17 protein-coding genes are annotated in these 23,858 nt (G+C 39.7%); 8 read left to right on the top strand and 9 right to left on the bottom strand.

From position 1 onward, the window contains the following. The first annotated feature begins 216 nt into the window (after positions 1–216). Positions 217–600, top strand: coding sequence for a single-stranded DNA-binding protein (ssb, locus tag RMZ41_RS11160; protein WP_029631537.1), 384 nt, complete (start codon positions 217–219; stop codon positions 598–600). Between the two features lie 73 nt (positions 601–673). Beyond that, positions 674–1,093, top strand: coding sequence for a hypothetical protein (locus RMZ41_RS11155; protein ID WP_029631539.1), 420 nt, complete (start codon positions 674–676; stop codon positions 1,091–1,093). A gap of 230 nt (positions 1,094–1,323) precedes the next feature. Here the strand turns inward: RMZ41_RS11155 and RMZ41_RS11150 are convergent, their stop codons facing one another. The 6 genes from RMZ41_RS11150 to RMZ41_RS11125 all read right to left on the bottom strand — a co-directional run bounded on the left by RMZ41_RS11150 (position 1,324) and on the right by RMZ41_RS11125 (position 7,586). Next, the gene (locus RMZ41_RS11150; protein ID WP_322641999.1) at positions 1,324–1,614 is read right to left on the bottom strand and encodes a hypothetical protein; all 291 of its coding nucleotides are present in this window, start codon (positions 1,612–1,614) and stop codon (positions 1,324–1,326) included. Positions 1,615–1,624: 10 nt separating this feature from the next. Further along, positions 1,625–2,584 (bottom strand): ParM/StbA family protein, encoded by a 960-nt coding sequence (locus tag RMZ41_RS11145; protein WP_322642000.1) that lies wholly within the window; start codon positions 2,582–2,584, stop codon positions 1,625–1,627. A gap of 747 nt (positions 2,585–3,331) precedes the next feature. Then, positions 3,332–3,535, bottom strand: a complete 204-nt coding sequence (locus tag RMZ41_RS11140; protein WP_409875133.1) for a hypothetical protein — start codon at positions 3,533–3,535, stop codon at positions 3,332–3,334. Positions 3,536–3,698: 163 nt separating this feature from the next. Beyond that, positions 3,699–4,850, bottom strand: a complete 1,152-nt coding sequence (locus RMZ41_RS11135; protein WP_322642001.1) for a ParB/RepB/Spo0J family partition protein — start codon at positions 4,848–4,850, stop codon at positions 3,699–3,701. A 3-nt stretch (positions 4,851–4,853) separates the two neighbouring features. Further along, entirely contained in the window at positions 4,854–5,657 is an 804-nt protein-coding gene (locus RMZ41_RS11130; protein WP_322642002.1) for a ParA family protein, read from the bottom strand. Between the two features lie 693 nt (positions 5,658–6,350). Then, positions 6,351–7,586, bottom strand: a complete 1,236-nt coding sequence (locus tag RMZ41_RS11125; protein WP_322642003.1) for a ParM/StbA family protein — start codon at positions 7,584–7,586, stop codon at positions 6,351–6,353. Positions 7,587–8,168: 582 nt separating this feature from the next. Here RMZ41_RS11125 and RMZ41_RS11120 point away from each other — a divergent pair. Next, positions 8,169–8,312 carry a hypothetical protein gene (locus tag RMZ41_RS11120; protein WP_322642004.1) on the top strand — a complete coding sequence of 48 codons (144 nt, stop codon included), beginning with the start codon at positions 8,169–8,171 and terminating at the stop codon, positions 8,310–8,312. A gap of 258 nt (positions 8,313–8,570) precedes the next feature. On the opposite strand, the gene RMZ41_RS11115 is transcribed toward RMZ41_RS11120, so the two are convergent. Next, entirely contained in the window at positions 8,571–9,149 is a 579-nt protein-coding gene (locus tag RMZ41_RS11115) for a hypothetical protein (protein ID WP_322642005.1), read from the bottom strand. A 920-nt stretch (positions 9,150–10,069) separates the two neighbouring features. Here RMZ41_RS11115 and RMZ41_RS11110 point away from each other — a divergent pair. Both RMZ41_RS11110 and RMZ41_RS11105 read left to right on the top strand, forming a co-directional pair. Then, positions 10,070–10,456, top strand: a complete 387-nt coding sequence (locus RMZ41_RS11110; protein WP_322642006.1) for a plasmid mobilization protein — start codon at positions 10,070–10,072, stop codon at positions 10,454–10,456. Positions 10,457–10,497: 41 nt separating this feature from the next. Beyond that, positions 10,498–12,006, top strand: a complete 1,509-nt coding sequence (locus RMZ41_RS11105) for a relaxase/mobilization nuclease domain-containing protein (protein WP_322734498.1) — start codon at positions 10,498–10,500, stop codon at positions 12,004–12,006. Between the two features lie 263 nt (positions 12,007–12,269). Here the strand turns inward: RMZ41_RS11105 and RMZ41_RS11100 are convergent, their stop codons facing one another. Further along, a complete protein-coding gene (locus RMZ41_RS11100) occupies positions 12,270–12,524 on the bottom strand; it encodes a hypothetical protein (RefSeq protein WP_190895227.1) in 255 nt (84 codons plus the stop codon). Between the two features lie 319 nt (positions 12,525–12,843). On the opposite strand from RMZ41_RS11100, the gene RMZ41_RS11095 reads away from it, so the two are divergent. After that, positions 12,844–13,524: a hypothetical protein gene (locus RMZ41_RS11095; protein WP_322734499.1), complete on the top strand. Its 681-nt coding sequence runs from the start codon at positions 12,844–12,846 to the stop codon at positions 13,522–13,524. Between the two features lie 196 nt (positions 13,525–13,720). Here the strand turns inward: RMZ41_RS11095 and RMZ41_RS11090 are convergent, their stop codons facing one another. Beyond that, complete coding sequence (locus RMZ41_RS11090) at positions 13,721–15,049, bottom strand: IS701 family transposase (protein ID WP_322642115.1); 1,329 nt, start codon at positions 15,047–15,049, stop codon at positions 13,721–13,723. Between the two features lie 203 nt (positions 15,050–15,252). Here RMZ41_RS11090 and RMZ41_RS11085 point away from each other — a divergent pair, with 203 nt between their 5' ends. Together RMZ41_RS11085 and RMZ41_RS11080 are read left to right on the top strand one after the other, a co-directional pair. Further along, positions 15,253–15,609, top strand: coding sequence for a hypothetical protein (locus tag RMZ41_RS11085; RefSeq protein ID WP_322642009.1), 357 nt, complete (start codon positions 15,253–15,255; stop codon positions 15,607–15,609). A gap of 465 nt (positions 15,610–16,074) precedes the next feature. Then, positions 16,075–23,856, top strand: coding sequence for a hypothetical protein (locus RMZ41_RS11080; protein WP_322642010.1), 7,782 nt, complete (start codon positions 16,075–16,077; stop codon positions 23,854–23,856). Positions 23,857–23,858 lie beyond the last annotated feature (2 nt).

Genomic DNA, 23,858 nt, shown 5'->3' with positions numbered 1-23,858 from the left:
TAGATACAGACCACATTAATTGCGATACCACCATAGCACAGGGTAATTTGTCGTTCCCTAGTAAAAACCACAGTTTTACGATAAACAAGGACAAAAAATAACTCATGAGTATGAATAAAAAAGAATGTGGTTTAAATAAAACAACTCGTCAAATAATAAATCCTGAAAGAACTAATGCTGACGCAGCAATAAGAGAAATATATAAATCCTCGCGTTATGAACTATATCAACAAAGTCATGCTGGTTGGCAGATGCGGACAAGAACCTGAATTGAAATACTTCGAGTCCGGTGCAGTTAAGGCTTCAATCTCTATTGCAGTAAGACCACCTTACAGAAGTGAACAAGCCCTTTGGTTTGATTTAGTCGCCTGGGGAAATCAAGCAGAAGTGATTGGAAATTACGTTCGTAAAGGAACCCAAATTGCAATTACTGGCGAGTTTGGATTTGATCGTTGGGCAGATAAAAATTCTGGCACTATGCGGCAAAAACCCGTAATTACAATCAACGCCATTGAATTGTTAGGTTCACCCCGTAAGGAAGAATCTACATCCACTTCTGCACCAAACGAAACACAGACTGTAGCTAACGCAAATTTCTAGGAAATTACAAATCGCCTATGCAGTATAAATCGTAGGCGATAAATCATCTAATCAATCTACAAATAGAAGGAACATGATTCATAATACTGCAACTATCAATCTTAAGTCAGTGAACACTACCCACGACAAAGAAGGTTCCTTGATTGCCTTTGGGATCGCCGAATTCTACTACCGTTCCAAGGAGGGAGTAGTTGCTGACGAGATGCCATTCCGTTCCAAGGGCGCACCCGCCGTCGTTATTAACGAACAAGGGGAAGGCGTACACGGCACAGCAGAAGGATATCTTGATTTGCTAGTTGATAACAGGGGTGATTACAAAGAAAAGATTGCCACATTCGTAATCAGAAACTTTATGTCAGCACAGCCCATCAACGAACTTACCCAGGTTAGTAAAACCCCTCACTCGCCTGAAACTCCCGATTTTGCCAAGGAACTACTCGAAGATAACGTTACTTCGACAGATGAAGATTTAGACCAAGAACCTCCGTTCTAGACCAAATTAACTGAATAATGCTAGTACATACAGACTTACTTGTTGGTACTGGCATTATTTTTTTACAGATATCCAGAATAAAAATCCACTGTTTGGTAGAATCGCTGACATCAACTTATCTTACGTAGTACATAAATACTAAAATACTTACACAAGAGCTAGATTTCAAACTTTTTTGACATAATTACCCCCACGGGTTGGGAATTACCGTTGCCAACTTCATCTGACGGTTACAAATCAAAATCAAGACTGAATGTTTCGCCATCAGGATCTTCTGGTTTTGAGTCTGGAGATGGCTGGGGATTTGGCTGGTCTTGTTTGTTTGACTCAGTATTAATCGGTGTAAAAACTACTTGTTGTGCGGGTAATCCACCCTTTATGAAAACAAAATAGCAATCAATGATAAAGTAAAGCGTCTCCAGGTAACTCTTACCTAGTTGTTGGGACTCTGCAAATATGCGTTCTCGGTAGTTATCTTTGAGCCGAATTTTTACCGGAGCTAAGTCTTGTTTGTCTGTCATTGTTATAACTTCACTTCCCAGATATGTTTGGTGAATTCTTGCTCATAATGGTTTTTGCCATTTCTAGAAGCCCAAAGACATTAGCTTCCACTGGATTGTCCAGGATTTTGAAGCCATTCTTTTCTAACAACTTTTTAAATCCTGGTAACAGGCAGCCTCCACCTATTGCCCAGATTTCATCCCCTTGGTGCTTGGCATCAAGTGTCAGATTCACCACTTTCTTCAAGTATTTTTCATACCAATCTTTCAAACAAGCGCTGTATATGTCTTTGATATCTATGTCACGGCTGTACCGGGTATGCCCCATTTCTAGACAAAATCGGATCTTGGATGCATCCCCAATTTTCCCTCCATTTAAATGTTTCATTTTTTGGGAAATATCATCGATGAGAACTTCTACACCTATGGGGTAAGCGGTGTGAACTTCTCGTTTCCCCTGGTTGTAACGAGAATACAAAGTCGTACCATTGCCAAAGTCTAAAATTGTTAATTTTTTTGGCAGTTGATGCCCAAACAATGCACCCATACCCTCTAGCACAACTTTGATGACTTCTACCTTCACCTCTGATTGTTTGCCAGCAAGTATCGGCTGATATTCTCCATTTAGTACTTTTTGCAATTCGTCAGCCAGACCAACATCATGTAAGCTGACGACTAATTTTAAGTGCCAAGCCTTACGGTGTGGCAGATGTGCCAATGCACCGAATAAAGTCAACAACGCATTATTGACTTTATTTTCATTGTTATCAGTGTTTCGGTCAAAATGATAACCTGTACGGAAAGCTGATTCCCCGACAGTGTAAGCAGTACCGTTAAAAACTACCCGTCCGGGTACATCTTCCATCTCGGCTGTGGAGATATAGCTGGGAACACGAACTACTTCAAACCCTTCGACTAAAAGTTTTAGGCTTCCATAACCGTTATCAAAGCCAGCAGGAAAAATTTTTTGCAAGGCGTGAATGTTTGACATAGGGATCAAGTCAATACGTTTTGATTTTTGAAAGTTATCTGTTCAGATTATCTAGGGGAGCAGGAAAGCAGGGGAGAGAAGAATAACTTGCTATGAGTCTTTCCCCAGAACTCTGCCTCTTCCTTCTCTAACCTCAAGAGCTTATCATAAACCCTTGGGGGCTAAGTGGGGTACATTTGCTTAGATGACACTTTATACCCCACTTAGCCCCCACATAACACCCATATAGGTGTCAAATTTTCATTAGAGATCTAATCTATCTTTGGGGTACATATAGCCCCCACATAGCCCCCATCAGCAATTTTTGAAATCTTTTCTATCAACGCAGTAGAAATTAACTTACAAAAAAATAGAGAAGAAGGAATAAAAAACTTTAGTTGTGGATCTAAGCCCACTTAAAAAAATATTTATTTCGAGACGCATAGCGCGAAATACAAAGCGTCCTTGCTTCAATCCCGCGTTTCAAAACGTTGGTTCCCTACACCCTCTAAAATGGTTGACTGTTTGATTTATACTCTCCTGTCAATGTCTTTGTTATTAAATTAGCTTCCCGCAAGATGTCTAGCCAGAGCTTTGATACAACTGGAATTTATTTACGAGAAATTGGTCGCTTTCCGAGGCTATTGCCAGAGTAAGAGATTGTCTACACAAGAATTGTAAGGTACGCTCTGCTCATGGACAAGGAATGAAAGCTTTACGAGGTGAGCAAGACCAGATTAAAGATTATTTGGTTTCTTGAAAACTCATTTATGGCCAAGGAGAAGGAATCGCTATTGTAGAAAGCACTTCTCCCGTACTCACTCTAATAGCAGTTTGCTCAGAGTTGGGGCATTGAACTTTAACTTGGATGATTGAAGTCCGTCCATTATATTCTCCAACTACAGGCTCACCCGTAAACTCACAAAGTATCTCCTGTTGGCAGTACCAGCACTCAAATATAATTCGGCTCACTGCTTTGTCGCAGTCTAGAAATCTCACATGCTGAAACCGTTCCGCTGATAATTCTGGTTTGACTCTGCGGGATTCAGGCGAAAGCCATTTGGGTAGTTTAGATAGGCACTCACAGATTACATGGACATCTCCGATTCAGGGAACTAAGTCGGACGAGATAGTATTAGTCCAACTTTTTCCGAATCTCTTTTGCCTTAGCTTCTAATACAGCCAATAAATCTCTCAATTGCTCTTGCTGGATATCTTCGACCTTAGTTGCTGAGACATCTCGAATTAGAGAACTGATTTGGTGACTTGGTTTAGGTTTTGTTTCAGGAGCATGTTCAGCAATAGTTTGGGCAACTAGAAAACGAGTTTGAGCGACTGTTAGTCTTTCTTGCAAAACTTGTGATGTAGCATCTTGTCGGATTTTAAGAGCTTTAGTTTCTTCAACTTTTAAATTTTTAGAATTTAGTTTTTGGAGCGATCGGGCATGGTTTGCACCAAGTCCTGATTGTCTAATCGCAATTTTTAAGTCTTCTGAAAGCCGTAAACAAGGAAAGACATTTGCATCTACTGATGCTGGATTTTGTTGAAAACGTAGTAACAACAGAAGAATACTTTGTTCTATTTCGTCTAAATTAAATTCTTTAATGCCTTCTGACTGCTCTTTTCTAGTTAAAATAACCAATTCAGTTAATTGGGGCAAAAGTTTTTTTGCGTTTAATCTAGCTATTGCTCTCCTAAGCGCTCTAACTACTTCTTCCTGTTCAAATTCCAAAGCTAACTTAGCCTGTTGAATCAAACCTTCAGCTAAATCTAGCTCATTCAAGCTTTCTCGGTGAAGACTAGTTAATAACGTGCGTGCATGTAATTCCTCTTCAGAAAGTTCTTTTACAAGCATCACTGCATCAAGCGTTTCAATTTCTGGCTGTAACTCTTCTGCAACGGATCTCCATCTCCGTTCTCCATCAAAAATGAGATTTCCCGGTAGTAAAATAATCGGCTGTTGCTGCCCTTCCTCTCTAATTGAAACAGCCATACTCCGAATACTATCCGAAGTAAATGTTTGCCTTGCTTGTTTCGGATTGGGTCTTACCTCACTATAGTGAATTTTAAAAATTCCAGATGCTTTCAAATGTTCTCGTAGGTCTTCAATAGTTTGATTGAGGAGTGTACGTTCTTCTTCAGCAAGCTTTCCCTGTGCTTCTTCATCTTTTAATCTTGTAATCTCTGCCTGTAAATCTTCTACTCGTTCTTCAAGCTCAAATATCTGTTGTGAATCAGCAGCAGAAGCAAACATTCCAAGTACACTCGGTTTGTTCAATTTTGTCATCGATCAACCTCTTATTAGCTTAAGTTCTTGAACTAGTGCATCAACAATTGGCATAAAATCTCCTCTTGCCTCTTTGCCGGGTCTGTAAATTCCCAGAGGTAGCCCTCTACCAGAAGCATTAAGAATATCAGCTGATTCTCGAATTGCGTTAAAATACTGAATTCCCAAATTTTTACAGACTAGGGGAAGTTCCTCAACAATACTTCTATGCGCTCCCCAATCACTTTTCCAACGGGTAGGAACTATACCTAATATTTTTGGAGTCGGTTTCAATCTCAGCCGCTTGCAGTTGAAATAGTACCACTCAATCATCGCCGCAGCACTTTGAGAGGCCTTGTATTCAGGTTGAATTGGAATTAACACGTGACTAGAAGCTGCAAGAGCTGTCAGTGGTAAAGGCTCCAATGTTGCAGGACAATCGATAATTACAAAATCATGAGATAAGGGGTAATCACTCAACCGATCTGCAAGAGTATAAGCTCCACGCAGATCCTTTGAAACTTCCCGAATTGTTTCGTGTAATTCTTTTCCGCCTTTACAAACTTGAATTTTGTCAATCTTACCTTGCCAAGCTGTAACTAAAGGCCAGTTCCCATTGAAGTCTGGATGGTAAACATTAGCCATTGTTCCCTGAGTTTTAAATTCTCCTAATCCGCAAAATAATGTCAATGATTCGTTAGGATCGATGTCTAATAATGCCACTGAATAACCACGAACACCCAATTCATACGCAAGATTGTATGAAATAGTACTTTTTGCCACTCCTCCAGCGTTTGTCTCAATCGAAAGTGTCAAATTGGCAGGCATAATTTTTTCTCTTTCTTGATTACTATATTTCCGACTCCCAGTCATGAGATAACGTTATATCAGTTTGGTGGAATAATTTTGAGATAATGTTATATCATTTTTCTGATTTTTCTAACAAGGATTGCTATCAACACAGATGTTGACTGCAAGTAATCATCGACCTAGTTACACAGATTGCCTAGCCTGGAATTTTACACCAAAAGAAATATACACCGTCAAAGAGATATTCACTCAGCACTTGCTCAATCAAACAGTTCACTAGGAAAGCATTATTGCCTTTGTGCAAACTGGTTATTAAGTATAAAAACCAACAGCATAATTTTAGTGTGATTTCAACCTTTAAAGCTGTGTCAACCAGCAGCTATTAATGCAACTTTTTTGGGCTTATTGAGAATAAAAATCTTCTGTTGACATAATATAACCAACCTGCCATGAAGATTCTACGCTGAACAACAGTCTTTGTTCAAAGTGTACTCGATTGAAGCGGGATAACAATATTCTCTATCTACGCTAATGTCATTACAGAAAAGGGCGCTGCCAACAAGGAAGTATTTTCAATCCCCTATAACTAGCTATTCTCACCTAACCACGAGTAATCCTCTCATTCTTGTTGTGGTTATTGAGAAGTTACGTAAAAAGCATCCCAGAAGTGTAGTTGCAGTCCTTGTAACTACACTACTTTTTCTGAGCTAATCAAACATTCTCGTTCACGGCAATAAAGGTACTAGGTCGCTCACAAGGCGTAAAATTATACTTACGTTTAACTTCTTCATCTGTACTACCTCCAGCGGATTTAGTTAGCAATACAACCTCAGAGCGGGTATAACCAGTCAACTCATCAAACTGAATAATCATATATTGGTAGAGCGCCCAGACATCCGCCATCCGATTGCCAATACCAAAAGATATCTCATCAGGTATAAAAATATTACCGTGCCAAGATACCTTAATCCCCTCTTTCTGGAAGTAAGCGTCTATTTCTGGACGAATATAATCCGCAGTCCCTCCGCAAAACACCAGTTCTTCAATATCTTCATCCATCTTCGAGCGCAACCATCTGACGATCGCACGCCAATATTCATCTCTAGCAAGCAATAAAGCCTTAGACATCAATTCGCCATCTAATTGAATTTCATCACCTTTGCGCTTGCGTGAGAGTTTCTGCATCACCTGGGAGTCACAACTAACTCCAGCTTCTACCAACACCTCGATAATATTGGGATTATCAGGGCTTAGTCCCGATGTCTTGGAAGTAAAATTATTCACCAGCCAAGACATACCAAAATTACTGGTTATTCCCGCACCAATTGAACCACTGCGAAAGGTGAAAATACTTGCGTTGCGATAACCAAGCATTACATACATAGAAGCAGGCATATTATTGCCAAGCGATCGCCTACGGTGAAAAAATATCCCACTACCCTCAGAAGCTGCATCATAACGAAGCATTTTTACCCGCATCTTACCTGCTGGTGTATCAAATCCTCGAAACGCATCCTTCAACCGCACTTGTAACTGTTCTTTGTCTTGCATTTCACCGGGCGGTAGCAAGATGCTCAAGTAAGCTGCAATATCATTACCCAGGTTCAACTTCTCCTTAGCCAGCCAAAATGCACCACAAATTTTAGGGACTGCTAGTTCGTACTTTAGCTCCTTCAGCTGCGATATACCCCCAAACCGACGACGGGCAAGCTCTCCCAAGGCGCAATACTCATCGCCTATTCCTACCCAAGTACGAGATTCAGGACTACCTTCTTGTTGAACGCTCTCAATCGAAGCTTTAGCAATATCTGCTACTTCTGAGTCGAAAAGTAAAACAACAGGCTTTCCCTCTGGATACTCTTGAACGATCGCCTTGGTTTTACTTGCACCCATGTCAATCGTAATTACTACCTTTTTTACGTCTGTTTTCTCCTTAGTTTTGGGCATATCTTTAATCTTTTATTACCTTTTACTATCGTTCCCAATTTAACCGAAATGGGAAAAATACTATGGTGTAAAACACTTTCTTTACAGGGTTTAACAGCTTTTTTACATACAAAGTGCGTAGAGAAAAAACTATTATGGCGATGCTCTTCGATGGCGCTACAGAATTCATACCAACTCCATTGAGTAGAGAGTCCACTGCAAACTGCCAGCAAGCAACCAAGTTCAAATTGCCACGGGGCTAATTGAAGTAACTTTATAGCACTAATACCAAATCCAAACCGTAGATTCTAAGTACACTAATGTACTAAAAACTGCTTTAAAATTTACTGTCAAATCACCTCCTAAATTATGGCTGAATTACCCCAATCACACCCAAATTCTGTATCAACTAAAAGTTGAGTTATTAAACAAAATTAGCTTTTTGCCTGTAATTCAAACAATACGATTGTCATCATCACACACCGTATTACCTCAACCATCCCCGCAATTACCCCAGTAAAAAGTATCGTTATTGTGCAGTCTTGGGCAATAACAAGGTATGCCAGATGGGGTTAATTACACATTTGCTTTGCTGTCAAATTTTTGATCGCAGCTTTTACAGATGAGATATATGAAGTGATTATTCTAGGCGATCGCACCTCTAAAACTAGAATGCGATCGCGTTTCCAGTTCGGTCAAATACTGTTGATGCCCTCGACCAAGGGTTTTGACCAAATGTATGGCTGAAATGGTTTCATAGAAACTTTGAGGAATGCAGTGCAGGTGCTTGAGCGAAAACTCCTTCTAAATGCGCCCAGTGTAGTGGTGCAAAGCACTTACTGGTAACAGCGCCTGCGATAGCGAAGCGCCGACCTGTCGGTTCGCACTCCAGGAGATATTGCCTACAACAAACAGGACAAGGACTCGACTTACGCAAGTATCACAAGCAAAAACAGAGAGTATGCTTTTCTCCAACACCTAACCATCGATATCCTCATAATTCCCTCACTCCAGACGAAATCCTGCATCAACTTCTATTTTTGCCTTAGCAATTGGGTCATCCTCCTCATCATTAAAGAACCCATCATCTTTGGAATCTTCTTCCAAAACATTTGATCCGACTGGTTCTGTCGCAACAGGTAACGACACAGGACTTGGGCCAGTGGAATCAAAAAAAGAAACTGAAGGGGGAACCAAATTAGCTGAAATAGGAGTTATTTCCACGCCATTAGTTCCAACTGTTGGTTGTAACCCAGTTGCACCTTGCGAGAAAACTCCACTATGAGGATTAACAAGAACTATCTGGGGCAACCCCTCCATCCCAAACGTCCGTTTCATCTTAATGATCTGAACTTCAAGTTGCGCGATCGCATCATGGAGGGCTGACTGCAATTCAACACCAGATACCCCCGCAGCAGATAGCGCAAACGGTAGGTAATACGCCCGCAGCGCCTCACATACTAACTCAGTTTGCCCTCGCTTCTTCGACTGGAGATAGCTAATTACTATACCGTCCTCCATATCTTTATTCCGCATGATACGCGCCAACTCAACCGAATCAGCTGGCTTACTCGCTCTTGCCATAACTTCTCTTCTATATAACGTGCAAATCAAGCTTCTCAATAAGCTATTTGTCAATACTCATACTTTAACCATACGGTGGGAGAATTCACCCCCGTATTTACTCCGAACTACCTCAATTCACACACTAATTACCCCAATCAAGTGAAATTTGGTTTGATTTTGTCAATCAAAATAAATAATTAACTGAAAAATAAACTCTGACAATCCCCATAATTGAGGTATTCTGAGGGCAAATTAACCCAATTATTTCAGCATTACGTCAAAGGTTAATCAGCTTAGGGAATAACCCCACGATCCTCTCTGCATCTGATTTACTACAGTCGCACTCCACAACAGACTATTGCTGTCGCCGTACAGTCCTGTAACTAAAACAAGGTATGTCTAATGGGGTCGTGTTATCACTAGATTTTTATCAATAAACTAGATTAATTGACAGTACATTTAATACCAATCGTCCTGGTCTTGTAGCATAGAATTCGACATTTACACTACATATAGTGTCTGATAAATAAACAGATTGAAAAAATAATACCTGAAAATAATTGTAATTACGTATAATTTAATCCATGCTGATGATGGATAGCACCCGCTACGCGATAGCGTTCGCGGAGCGTCTCGCAGAGAAGCGCCGACCTGTCGGTTCGCACGCTGGCGACATAGCCATATAATCCATACAATTACTACATCCCAGCAATTGCAGAATTAACAATAAGGTTTAGGGCTTCAGTGTCAGTTACAAAATAAACCACAAGATATTAACCTCATGGTATTTATATCACAATAGTTACAGTACTCTCACTGTCGACATCTAAATCAAGTATAGTTTATACCAAAAATAGCAGCGATATTGTCCGCAATTGATACCGCACCTGTTGTCAGATTTCCGGTTATCCCCAACTCCCTCAGTGCAGTCTCTAACTATGCCCCTCAGTCCCGCAGTGAAAGAAGGTATGGTAAGTAACTCCATAAAGCGAACCAAATCTATCAAGGTATACCTCTTTGAGCAAGAGAAAACTACCATTGAGGAAAAAGCGATCGCCACAGGGGTAACTGCATCTGAGTATTTACGTTCTTGTGGATTAAGGCGGGTACTAACGGCAAAACCGTCTGCCAACTTGATAACTATCCGCGCTACTGCTGGAAACCTCAAAAGCGAACTGATGATGTTATCTCACTTAGCAAAGGAAACAAACAACCAGCAAATTTTGGATACTGTCAATAATGCGATCGCACTCGTAGATCAGACCATAGCTGCTGCATTTAACCTAGACGTTCCAGACAAATCACCCTCAAGCCAAGATAAATAAGGCATTACAGGTTCTATATATCCACTTTAAACTCCCTCAATTTGATTCCTGTCATTTATAAAAAACCGAATTTTCTCGACACGCTCAAGTATGTCTTGGGGAAAGATGATGCTGCGATTGTCGATACTGATATGATGGGAACAAAACCAGATGAATTTAACCAGCAGTTTCTCACCATCAAGTACACCAACAAAGCAGTTAAACGGCAGTGCGCGCACCTCATCATCTCAATCGCACACCGCCCAAACTACCACGAGCATTTATCCAACAGTCAGTACAGTTATGTAGCAAGAGAATATCTCAAAGATATGGGATACTTGCCCAAGGAAGAATCATCTGTAGCAGCTACCAGTCAGTTCGTTGCAGTACGCCACCACGATCGCCACCACGAACACCTGCATATAATCACCTCCCGGATTCGGTTAGATGGCAGCTTAGTTAATGATTCCTATGATTATTTCAACTCCCAAGTCTCAACTAGACGCATCGCGGCGGAACTAGGATTGGAAGTAACACCGACAACGAATGAAGCCGTCGCCTCTAAGTTACAGCAAGAGTATGGCATAACTGCACTCACCAGCCCCAACCGCTCGAAAAGTATTAGAGCAGTCAATAGTAAGCACAAAACCCCAACAAGTAAGGAAATTATTCGCCAAGCAATAGGGGAAGCCATCAAGGATAGTCCCACTGTTTCCACGTTCATCCAACGCTTGGAGGAAAACAACATTGGGGTATTGCCTAAAATGCGGCGGGAGGAACTACTAGGCTTTACCTACATCCATAATGATGTGAAAATCGCTGGTTATCAAGTATACAAACCCTATAGTTGGAACAAACTGCTGTCTGAATACGGAATAACATACGATCAAGAGAAAGATAAGGAAGTAATTCAACAAGCTAAAGCCAGAGCAATTAACCGCATAAATATTAATATTATAAGTAATAATAATTACTTGTATACTGAACAACCTACTAGCATCAGTACAAGTGATGCTAATGGCGATACCGATAGTAACTCCAAAACACTTGAGAGTACAAATGCACTAAACAATAATTATCCAGATCAAATTTCGATAATACAACCAAAATTAGAAGATAAACCCACGTCGGAAGCAAATAAGGTTAAGAAAAAAGTACAGCCGTATCTGAAGGAACAGCACCCACAACAGGATATTTCAGAAGAAAACCGTCTATCCACTGCTCAACAAATCCTGCAAGAGCAATCTTCCCCTACTCCCTTTTTTCCTAACCTTCTCCCTTTTAACCTCAAACATTTGCCTTCTATAATCACTGACTATATGCTTGTTACCAATAACTTCCGTATCAAAGGACGGGAGTTGAGCGCCAGCTTAGATAGCAATACTCTGAATGTTTACCGTCATGGGGATAATACTCCTGTGATGCAAACCTGCTACAGTCAGGGAACCTGGTACGAAGAGATACCAACTCGACTAACAACAAACGAAATTGAGCAGATTAGCAGTCTGCGTTTCTTTACCCAACAAGCATTAATCAATCAACAGCGATCGCAAAGAGGTATTGAGCAATAGTAAATCTGTAGATAGAGAGAGTTTAATCTACTCAAAATTAGGGGTAGGACTGGCAAAGACACTGTTGGCGAAGTTGTCACCAAGTGCAAACTAAACAGTTTAGGTTTTAAAAATTTCGTTTAGCAATCCGGGTTCTTTGTCTAGCTGGATGTGAATTTGGGGGCAGCTATTTGTGGATTTGTGGGGCATAAAAAATTGTTTTGTCTATTGGTGTCTAAGCATCAAAAGTACAATTTTTTGCGCTCGTATTTGTTAGAGATGAATTAAACCGTAAAATGCAGAAATTCGCTAACTTCAAGCCAGGTGCGTTCAACAGACAAGCTATCTGGGTTGATTCCGTGAAAGTCTAGATTCTTTTTCTCATAAGTTTTTAGCCTACCTATTGTGCTTTCGGCTAATTCCTTGGTTTTAAATAAGCAAGCTTCTTCTATTTCAAAAGTCCATTCAGTATTTGATACGTAATAGTAATTTAAATCTAGAAAGTGACCAAATACTACCCAGACATTTTTTTTAGGCATAACTTTTATTTTATCTTTTATGAAGAATAATCAGCCCCAGCATTAACAACATGTAATAATTTAGCACTCATAAGCCAAGAGCCAGAATACAGAATTACCTCAGTATAATTAATAGTTTGATTGCTCAACTTACACCTATTTTTTCTAACTATTCTGACGAATGTATCTGATTCAAACAACGACTACCACGACGTAATATCTTGCTCAGGTGCAAAAATCCTAACATCGTTTATCTCGCCCATAACCCCATAGGAAATAACTCTACTTAGTTCTAGCTATATTAAATTATAAAAGTAACTAGAACTAAAAAATGTAACCTATGCCCAAGAAAAAATGCGGACTTGGATTTGACTGTGCCAGTATGATGCAATACCCAGGCATAGACTCTGGCGACTGCTTAAATTACAAAACCTGTGGGAGTGCGCTTCAACTAAGCCCCGATGAAGAACTCGAACTTGTTCGTATTCGGGAAGAACAAATGCGCCAGTATCAAGAACGAATTCGCCTGACCCGTCGTTCTGCCGCTATCATGATGCTGATGAGGCGCGGTTGCCCGCAATCACCAGAATCGTTAAGTGTTATCCCGGCCATTGAGGCGATCGCCACCACATTAGATAATATTCGTACTGGACTTACCAACTTCGACGGACAGTACATCGCGCCACCTGGTTGCGAACTCCACATCTACAATGTCAAACGGCCGAGTGGTACGTACTCGTACTATAAATTAACCGCCGAAAACGCAATGTTTACACCTTCAGAGAAAGAACAAGAAGTACGGGTAATTCATCTCAGCCATCAGCATGATGCGCGGTATATAGAAGCACAACTTGGTATCGAACGGCGGAACAAGTTAACCCAAGTGCGAACACTGCTTCACAACGCAAGCACATTGCTTGAGGAAGCAACACGCCTACTCGAACAAACTACAGATATGAACAGTCCAAATGCTACAGTTGAAGTTTTCAACAGTGATGAAATTATACCCATCGACTCATAAAACCAGCAAAAAGGGAAAATTTACTTCATTACTGCCACAAAATATACAGCGGATTGCAAGTTAGTGAGGCACAGATAATTTTTGATTGTAGGGGCATGGCACTGCCATGCCCTGAAGCGCGTACCTCATTTACCTGAAATACGCTGTAGCCCTTTTCTGTCACTCTCCGGAACAAGGAAGTAGTAAATAAGCTAAATCATCCAGAAGCATAACAGGGTTTAAATTGATTCATTGCCGCAATTAGATGATTGAATCCCAGCAATAAGCGTGAATTAGGGAAAATACTTAACCAGGGGTAAATCAACCAAAATAGTAAAAGTGGTTGGATAATGAGACGCAGATTATTTAAAGTATTCTTCCATCCGGATTCATGGTTCCATTGTGGATGATTAGAAAAATCAACATCACTATTTTCTTGCGCCTCAGTCTCAAGTTGACAAGATTGATTTAAGCCTAAGAAGACTGAAGAATTTAAAATAATCATCGTGTAAACACAAAAAATAATCTCCCACCACCTCTCAATATGTTGAAAATTAGTGAAACGGTAATCTGTCCAGCCTAGTTCCTGTTTACACTGTCGAAACCCATATTCTACCCAGGTTCTTAATCCATATAAGTCGCCTAAAGTTTTCTTCAAATTGCCTTGAAGATTCGTCATTACGAAGGAGGTAGAATTTTCTGGCATAGTTTCTGGGTCAGTAGTTATTTCCCAGTAAGTTATGGCTCTTTTTTTTCCATAAATTATTTCCCTAATGTATCTAGTCTCTGATTTTTGATTGCTAAATGTTCTTTTAAATTTACACCACTTATTAGCTCTAACTCTTTGCTCTGCTGGCAACCAGACTCCATGATTACTTCTGATTGATACCACATAGCCTAAGTTATATTCAGCTATTTTTCTAATAAATTGGCTACTTTCACCATACAAACTATCAGCCAATACTAATTCAATGTTGAATCCTGATTCCATTAATTCTGTAATTATCTCGGATGCTAACTCTATTTTAGTTTTATATTTATCTGATTCCTTTAGTGTTCCTTTTGGTTTAAATACTTTTACCATTAATGGAAATGTTATACTCGAGTAGACTCCATAAGCATTGACTGATACTATTCCATTATCGATTTTTCCCACACTCCCTAAATACTGTCTAGCTACATAATCTGTCTTTTTACCTTTTTTCCTATCTCCTGTTTCATCTATGACTAATGTAATTGCTCTACCATCTAATTCTTTCTTCAATTTATTTAATCTTCGTTGTTTTAACTTGTTTACTGACCAATGTGAATTGGCTATAAAATGATGTAATGACTGAGCGGAGTTTATACTTACGGCTTTCGCTATCTCTGGTAACGATTTTCTTTTAATTGGTGACATTATTCCCAGATGTAAATATTTGAAACACTCATAATTTCTTACTTCTTTAAATAGGTCTTTATACTCTGCACAATATTCATCTATGGTGGCAACTGTTGGGTGAGCGTCTCTTGCCAAATGTTTCAAGATTTGTAATTCTACATCCATTGCCATACTTACCTTTCAGGGTTTTTTCTTCTAATACTTTTATTTAGAATACCCGGAAAGTGACAGAAGAGGGGTAGATACTGAAATACAGGATTATCTTATCTGTAAAGCTGCTTTATCTACCAGTACGCTGTGACGGTTACGATCGAATTGCTCTGATAGGTATGCTAACAGGCTAAAAACCGACTAGGGAGAAATGAAAAATGACCATAAGTTTTAGAGAATGGCTCAAACAATTTAAAAATCAAGATGCACCCTTTAGTGATTTATGGAGTGATGCCACATCGACTAAAAGAGGAAGATTTCAAGATAAGATTTCAGACTCTTGGCAGGGTGACACTATAGAAAGCTTGATAGAGTTTATGGTTAAAAACGAAGCATCATATCAATCTCATAGCGTTCTTAATGAAGCTAATGAGGCGTATCATAATTATTTAGGTTTAGAACCTATAAAATCATCTAAATTGGAAGAGTTAGAGAACCAACTTAAAGCTAAATATTACGCAGAACGTCTACAACACTATACAAAATTATGTATTTTATATAGGAATCCTACTTGAATCTTGCTCAGTATACTGAGAAGTCAAGCTTTGTATCTCAAGCCATTTTGTTCTAGTTACTTTAAATAAAAATAATAGCTAGAACAAAGGACAGATCCAAAGACATAAAATTATCAACCTGCTGCCACACTAATTTAGCTTTCTCTCTCAAACTACAAACATCGGCACAATGGCAAACATTAAGAATGTTACTACTGATTTAGCATTAAGCAAGAAGTAATTGAGAAGTTTGTATATTTTTTTCATACTTAAATTTTGAGATCACGCCGAATAGGTCTTCAGGAAACTGGATCTAAGTAATAACTACATTAATCTGTATTAGAAATTACATTTACTTTGGAAATAGAAATTAGAAAATTGTTTAATAAATTACCGATATAGAGAAAGTAAAATCAAGCTCTAAGGGTATTTTAGTGCCAAAAAGTAAAAATTTATATTTAAATTTATAAGTTTAATTGTTTATATATGACAATTCAAGCTAAACATTTTGACACTAGGTTAAATCAGTGGATTCATACAGATGGTAATACGGTTAATCCAGATTCACTGTTAAAAGAAGAACTTAATAATACCTTAATAGAACATTTCTTTCCTGGGGCTAACTTTTCGTTTGGGCATATGGACGAAAAGTCTAGTGTGGAACAATTAATTAATCATCCTGAAGGTCACAAATTATTATTATCATCAAAAACACGGTTGCTATATGGGCCGGAAGAATGTCTAGATAGAATTAAACAATTATGCCCTGACAACAAAGATAGAGGTGCTTACGGATCTATTTTTCTCGGTTCGTGTAAAAATAACGTCAATAAAGAGTTAAATGTTCTAATTGTTGATGACAGTAATGGTGAAAATGGTGGCGTTATTAGTAATGACCAGGCGTATCGGCTAACAGGAGACTGTTACGGGCAAATATCCACAGACTTATATCACGAATTAACCAAGCATCAAAAAGGTGATAAATATCGAGTAATTCAGCACCGCTTCGGCTGGACTGACCAAGACGGAGACGATAACAAATACCGCTTTGGCAAAGGTACTTTACGACCTGCAAACCTTGAGCAAATCCTCAATTATTCAGATCCCAAGAACTCAACTAAAATTGACTTAATTCTTCCCTTATCTGCATTCAAGGGAACTGATAAAGACAACCCTAATGGGCCAGGTAAGCCCCAAATTCAACCTGGACTGTACAGGCAAAATATCTGGCTAGGTGAAAAATCACAATCTGAACTCGGTAAAACAGCTATCTCCCAGTTACTCGCTTCATTCCCTAACGGACTGAAAGACTTTACCGAACAGCTAGAACTTGAAGCCAAAAAGCTGAATGTTGTACAGGATGACCCCCGGCAACTTGCACAACTTTACTGCCAAAAGTACGAGAAACGGAAAGCTTTTCTTGAAGAACAAGCAACCACACTAGAAGAACAAGCAGCAGAAGATCCAACAGTAGTAGAAGAGTTAGAAACTTTGCGCGATGGCGCGGGAGCGCCCGCCGTAGGCGATCGCGTTGCTACTGACTCTTTCGTTTACAAACTTATCAAAGCTGATCTGCAAGGAGAGGGTCAACTTCTTGAAACTGAGAAAGTACAGCGCGAACTCGCCCGGTTCGTCCAAAACGAGTGGAAAGAAATCGCCATCGGCAAGACGCTCACATTTGAGCGAGCAATGGTCATTCCCTCCAAAGACCTGCAAAATGGGGAAATCTCCATCCCGCATTATCAAGGCGGGGAAGAAGTTCTCAACTTCCGTTCACCTTTCCTCAACTCAAATGGTCTGTGCATCTCAACTAACAAAGTTGTAGAAGACATCCTTGGGCCTGATGGTCAACCTCTGGCAGGTGCGATCGCTGTCTCAGACGAAACAAGCGATCGCATTTATAACCGTCTAAACAAGCAAATTAAATATGTCCTACCCGAAGCCCAAAGTAAAAATATTCAGTTAGAAGGTATTGAAAATTACTTAGATCAAAATATCGGCAACCTTGAAACTAAAGACAAAATCGAGTTTACCAACAAATTTAATGAGTATATTTCAGAACTAAGGTCAGCTGGTTACGAACTAGAAATTCTTCCTCAAGAGTCCGAACAAGAGCGGCAGGCACGCGACTACGATGGTGATTGTATTGGCTTCGAGCGGGCAAGCAGGTATCCAAACCTCACTGCCGAGGCAAGGGAGCGCAACCTGCCTGAAAACGCTTACGATCCAACTGTTAAACTCAAAAAACAATCTTTTTACCAGGAAGATGGCAGTCAGCCGGAATTTGAAGAAATCGCCATCCACATGAGCGATGGCATTAGTGTTGGTGTTATCAACAATCACCTGACCTCAATCGAAGCGTTAGAGTCAGAAATTACTATTCTGAAAAACTTTGGTAGTGAAAAAGACCAAATTGAGTACGTACAGCAGGTAGCCAAACACTACGAAGATTTATTTAAAACAGAAGCCTGGGCAAAATCCAAGGGTATTGAAGGGAAGGAGGTTCCGACCAAGTATCGCGGTTACATGGAAGAGTTTATCAAAACTGTTCGGCAAGAACCCTTAAACCAGGTCAATGCACTGGTGGCAATGAATACTAACATCAAGATATATCGCGAAATGATTGCCGAGGCAGCATTTCAAAACCAAATTGCAGTTGACCTCTTCAAAAGTGCCAAAAAACCCGAAATGGAAATTATCCGCAACAACAGTCGGATTCTCCACCGGGAAGTTAACTATATTAAGGATAAGAAGAAAGATGTTTATATTGACAATACAATTCAACCCACGGGATACTCGCCTGTTGAATTACTAATTGCTCAAACCAACCAGTATTTTGAAAAAGCTCGTCTCGAATCGCGTGAAATCGCCCAATTTCAAGCTTTATTTAAAGGTGTCGAGTTTTCTAACGAACAGCGATTAAGAGCTACTCTTGTCAAAAAAGAATTCGACAAATCCTTTAACCAAGCGAATCAGCTATCTAGACAAAGAGAAACTGAAAAAGGGCCGTCTGCAAATATTACCCTTGCTAACGGCAATGAAGTAAGTATAACTAACCTTTTACAGTATGATAACGAATTTATCTGGAAAGCTAATAAAATTACGATCAAGCTATCAGAAATATCTGAAGACAAGCGCAACAGTAACCGCCCGCATAAATATGTAGTTTATGCCCAAATTAACGATGAGACTGAGAACAACAAACCCAAGTTTAGGGCATTAGGAACACTTGCCAAGGAGCAAGAAAACAAACCCGAAGAAATAGGAATTGGACTTGGACAGGAAGTAGCGTCTAACAAAATAGCCTTCCAAGCTGAACTAAGCGAAGGTCAAATTAAGCTTCTTTACCAAAAAGCCTACCAGATAGCAGAAGAATTTTCCAATTCAATTCCAGAAGGACAAAAGCTAGCAATGGCAGCTGCTACCTGGGCAGTATCAACTACTCGTGAGAGTAGTAATGATAAAGGTAGCGATTACCAAAAGAAAGTTTCTAATTTCGCCTTTGCTGCCTTTCCTGAAGAGATTATCAGTCAGTTAGACACACTCAGATTTAACGAGTTTAGTATCACTGGCTCCGACCGGAGTAGTGAATTATTTCATGAAAATAAACCTCAAAATATTCGATTTAATTTAGCTGAAGATGGAAAAAGTGTCATTGAACTCCAGAATCAGGAAGGTAATTACAAAACATTTGGCAATATAGAACAAAGTAACGCCCGACTACCAATTGGTACTACTGCTATTGCCAGCATTGAAAAAGGTGAAGTATATACCACCTCTGTTACAACCAAAGTACCCGGACTTCCAGAACTTACCTTTAAAGTAGGTGAAGTTAATAAGTTTGGAAATTCCCAAAGGTTTAATAATGAACCTGTAATGTTAACAATCGAAAAAGTTGATCTTATTCGTGAAGACTATAGTATTTATCTTCAAAATAGTAATAAACCTGAGAAACTAGGCAACATTGATAAGGAATCAATCAAGGATGGTATTGTTCAAGGTTGGCTAGCAGAAAAACCTGGTAATGGCCAACAGTTACAGCTTAAAATTCAAACCATCATCACCGGACAAAATGCCTATGCAATAGCAGAGACATCTAAGGGAAATTTCTTACGAATTAATATTACTAATCCCAAGTACAAAAAACAGGAGATTAGCAACCAAGCATTTAAAGAAACTTTAGTTAGAGCATTTGATAAAAAGCACGTTTATATTGCTAAAGTTGGCGATCAATCACTCGGTATTATTGGTCAGCATAGTGAACGCCTCGAAGCTGATTTAAATAAAGGGAATATACAAAAACAGTGGCAAAGGAAAGAAAGTAGCACTGTACAAAAATTAATTGATACGGGTATTATTCGCTTAAACCAACAACGAACTAGTATCCCTGTACAGATTACCAGTAATGAAAGTACCTGTAAAATAACTATTAATCCAGAAACAGTACAGTATCCCGACAAATGGGTTAAACGCAGTCAGCTTATAAGTAATGAAAAGCCTGTAAGAAACGAACAGCAAGAAAAACAGAACCAAATACTCGGTAAAATTAACGAACGTCCGACAATCATATTCCAAGATAAAGAACAAAAATTAGTAGGACTTTTAGGATTAGCAGTTGATGAAAATATAGCCGAAAAAACCAAAAAGTATCTAGAAAAAGTAGGAGTATTATACGAACACCTTCCTGAATCACAAGCTCGGTTAGAAACCAAAAAAGGTATGACTGTATTCGTACTCGATGAAACTACTATTAGTGACGAACTAAAACAAACCTTTATTGACCGGGCTGGTGGTAATATCAAGAGTGCAGATACACCGTCACAACCCACTCCAATCATTCCAGAACAAACTGTATATTTTTATAACCCAAACCAACAATATACTTCTCCAGATGGATCGCTCTTAGAAACTAAAGAAGCTCTCGGATTAGTTGTTCCCGCACAAGACGCGATCGCTGTAGCTACTTGGCTAGAATCAAAATCTACTGAAAATCATTATTTTATTGAGAGTAACATAGCTACATTTATTTTTAATAAAAATGAGATTAGTGAAAAAATAAACGAGGAATTAAATAGTTTACTTGGAGAACCGATTAATATCGGTGAAGTTGATGGATTTGACCGTTACGGACAACTTAGTGCAGAGTTAAATCAAAAAGTTGCGACTGAAGGTAGTCTTTTACAATTAAACCAAATTCCAGAAAATAGTGAGTACAAAAAAGCTTTACAAGCACTACCTAACCGTCCCAGAGAGCTTAATCAAGAAGATTCTCCAGTACCAATTATTCCTGCGAAAGCTGTACCAGAAAAGAATATAACTAATATTCAATCAAATACTAACGCTACAGTTGCAGGAATTTCACAAGTTTACAAAAACACAGTTGAAATACAGGTATCAAAAAACACAATATTAGAAGCTAATAACCAAGCAATATTACTACTAAACTCGCGCCAAGCCGATCCAACTAAAGCTATCGAAATATTGGGTAAGGTAAGCGAGGAAAAAGTAGAACAATTGCGATCGCATCTTGAAACCCACCTCAAACCTGTACTTGAAAACGATAAATCCAACTACGCACTACTGAGACAAGTTGCATGGGTCGGTGCAAAATGGGATTTAAAAGACAAAGACTTCAAGCCAGGGGTACAGGACGACAGGTTAATGGAACTTGTCAAGCAGGTATATCCTGATGCTGATATTGTGTTGGTCACTTACTCCGAAAACCCCGGCGCTGGCATCAACTACCATCGCGATGACTCCTACGCCGCGACGGAAGCCCGCAGCATTAATATCGGAAATTCTGATTGGGGGTATCGCGCTGCTAAGGAACGAATGGCATGGACTAGGAAGGAGAATCAGGACGCACTATACCAAGAGTTTAAACTTGAGTCGGGTACAGTAACCCGCTTTAACTGCAAGAATGAACACGCTGCCCTCAATACTGAGGCTGGCAGATGGTCTATCAACATCTGGTCAATTAAAAATGACCTGGGCAGAGAAAACAGCGTTCGCCAAAAATTTGAGGACTTCCTCGCCTCAAACCAACTTCCTCTTGCAGTAGTCCAAAGCAACAGCGACCTCACCATCAAAACTAACGAGTGGACACCTGGGGGAGAAATTAAAGTAGAGCGCAGTTATACCAACCTCAGAGAAGCCACTCGAAACATACCCTCAAACTCTTCAAACCAACCAACTGTCGAAGAAATTATCGCCATCGGGAATTCTACTGCAATACGCGCTGCTAACCCTCAGATTCCAGACAACCCGACTATATCTGGAAAACCAGTACCAATGGTTTATTCGCTGCATCTGCACGGTGAATCTTCCACAGTACCAGCTGATACAACTATCGATGCCATGCGCGGACACAGTAGGATACACACCACCAGAGGTGTAGATTACCAAAAAACTTATGGTGTCAAAGAGGGAGATATTGCGATCGCCCTTGGTAAAAACGGCGAACAAGTTGCTTTCCGAGTGGGTAAGCAGTACAAAATTACCCCCGAAATGATTCAAGATCCAAGTTACCAGCAAGCCTGGGCGAAATGGGAAAAGCATTCACCGAAAGAACTTACCCAAACCCAGGCGAGTAAGAGTCAGGTATATGGCTTATTCATGGAGCCGCTAGGGGATTATGTCAATGGCAAAATTATTCCATTCCCAGCCATCCAAAAACAAACTGTCACCCCGATAAATATCAGCCCCGACTCCAAAGATGGACTTGGAGTAGCACTCAGCCTTGCCACTGCACTCGCAAAAGAACAAGGCAAGCTACAAAATGATTACCAAGTTTCAGTCAATAATAATCCAGAAGCTCCCGCCGGACGATATGGAGTAGAGAACCACAGCCAAAAACCTGAAGGAGTAGCATACGCATCTGCCGAACACGCATTTAATCACCAAAAGCAGTTGCATCCATCGGCTGATGAATACAAGCTAATGGTAGAAGTGCTTCAGGCTAAACTCGAACAACACCCCCGGTTAACTGAGGCGATCGCCAAACGCGGAGGAACTGAGTGGCTGGAAAACTGTACCAGTATAACTAACGCCCAGGGTAAACACTGGGAAGGTAAGGGTAAAGAATCCGCATTTATTCAAGCCCTCAGCGAAGCATACGGCAATATAACTGAAAAGTCACAACAAACTACAGTACAAACCCAGCAGGAAAAGTCCGAACAGACTGATCGGCCGCTAACAAATCCACTATCCCAACTCGAACCTATAAACGCCGCCGTCGCTGAACACATGAAAAAAGATATTGCGATGGCACAAATAGCTACCCAGTTTATCGGTAAATCAGCTGCACCCCCCAATACACCTTCAAGCACCCGTAATTACGAGCAAGCATGGGGAGAACGCGCCAACACAGGAAATTACTCGAAAGACGACATCATTATGGTATCCGGGTCTGGCCCGTGGCGCGGAGTAAGAAGCGAGGAAATTACCCAAACATTTGAAAATCACTACAAACCGTTACTTAATAAGGCAATAGAAGCCAAAAGCTCTTTCATAGTCGGAAACGCACAAGGAAGTGATCAATTAGTTCAAAATTATCTTCAAGAAAAAGGCTATAAAGTAGAACAAACTTCTCAAGGATACGCTGTATTTAATCCTATAGAAAATATCAAAATTAGTACCAACACTATTCCTTCCAATACACAAGTATCACATAACCCATTTATTACTAATCACAAGAGCATTTTCTCTCCACAACAAAGTCAACAACCAAATATTGACCTAGCACTCACATCACCTTCTCAACCCATAATACAGCAGGTTGGAGCGATGGATAACATTATCGAGCGGATGAAAGCTAATACAGTGCAAAATCTTCAAGACTGGTATGTAGCAGCTGAAAAACTCGGTAAATCAGAAACATATCTCAATAGAATTCAGGAGATAACTGATTTATACATCAAAGAAAATATCAGTCTTGAGAACGCTTTTAAGGCAAGGGAGCGAGATATTAAAGAGCTAGAAAAAATTAATGAAATGACCAGTCTTGTCCAAAGTTTAGTTAAAATCATTGGACAGGAAGATATCAATGGCATTATGTCAGTACAAACAGAAAAATACCAAATTGCGACAAAAGCCCAAGACAAAATTTACTTAGTTAAAGATAAACATGACAACATATTATTATATATCAAAGAAGGAAAAACCCAAGTAAGTAACATCAGTAATGAAACATTACAGGATTTTCAACTCATGAATTCCCGTATCAATAATGCTCTCAAAAATGTCAAAAAAGATTTAGTAGAGAGGTAATT

The organism is Nostoc sp. DedVER02 (assembly GCF_034530675.2).
In the GTDB taxonomy this organism is placed as follows: Bacteria; Cyanobacteriota; Cyanobacteriia; order Cyanobacteriales; family Nostocaceae; genus Nostoc.
This window is presented reverse-complemented; position numbering and strand designations above follow the sequence as displayed.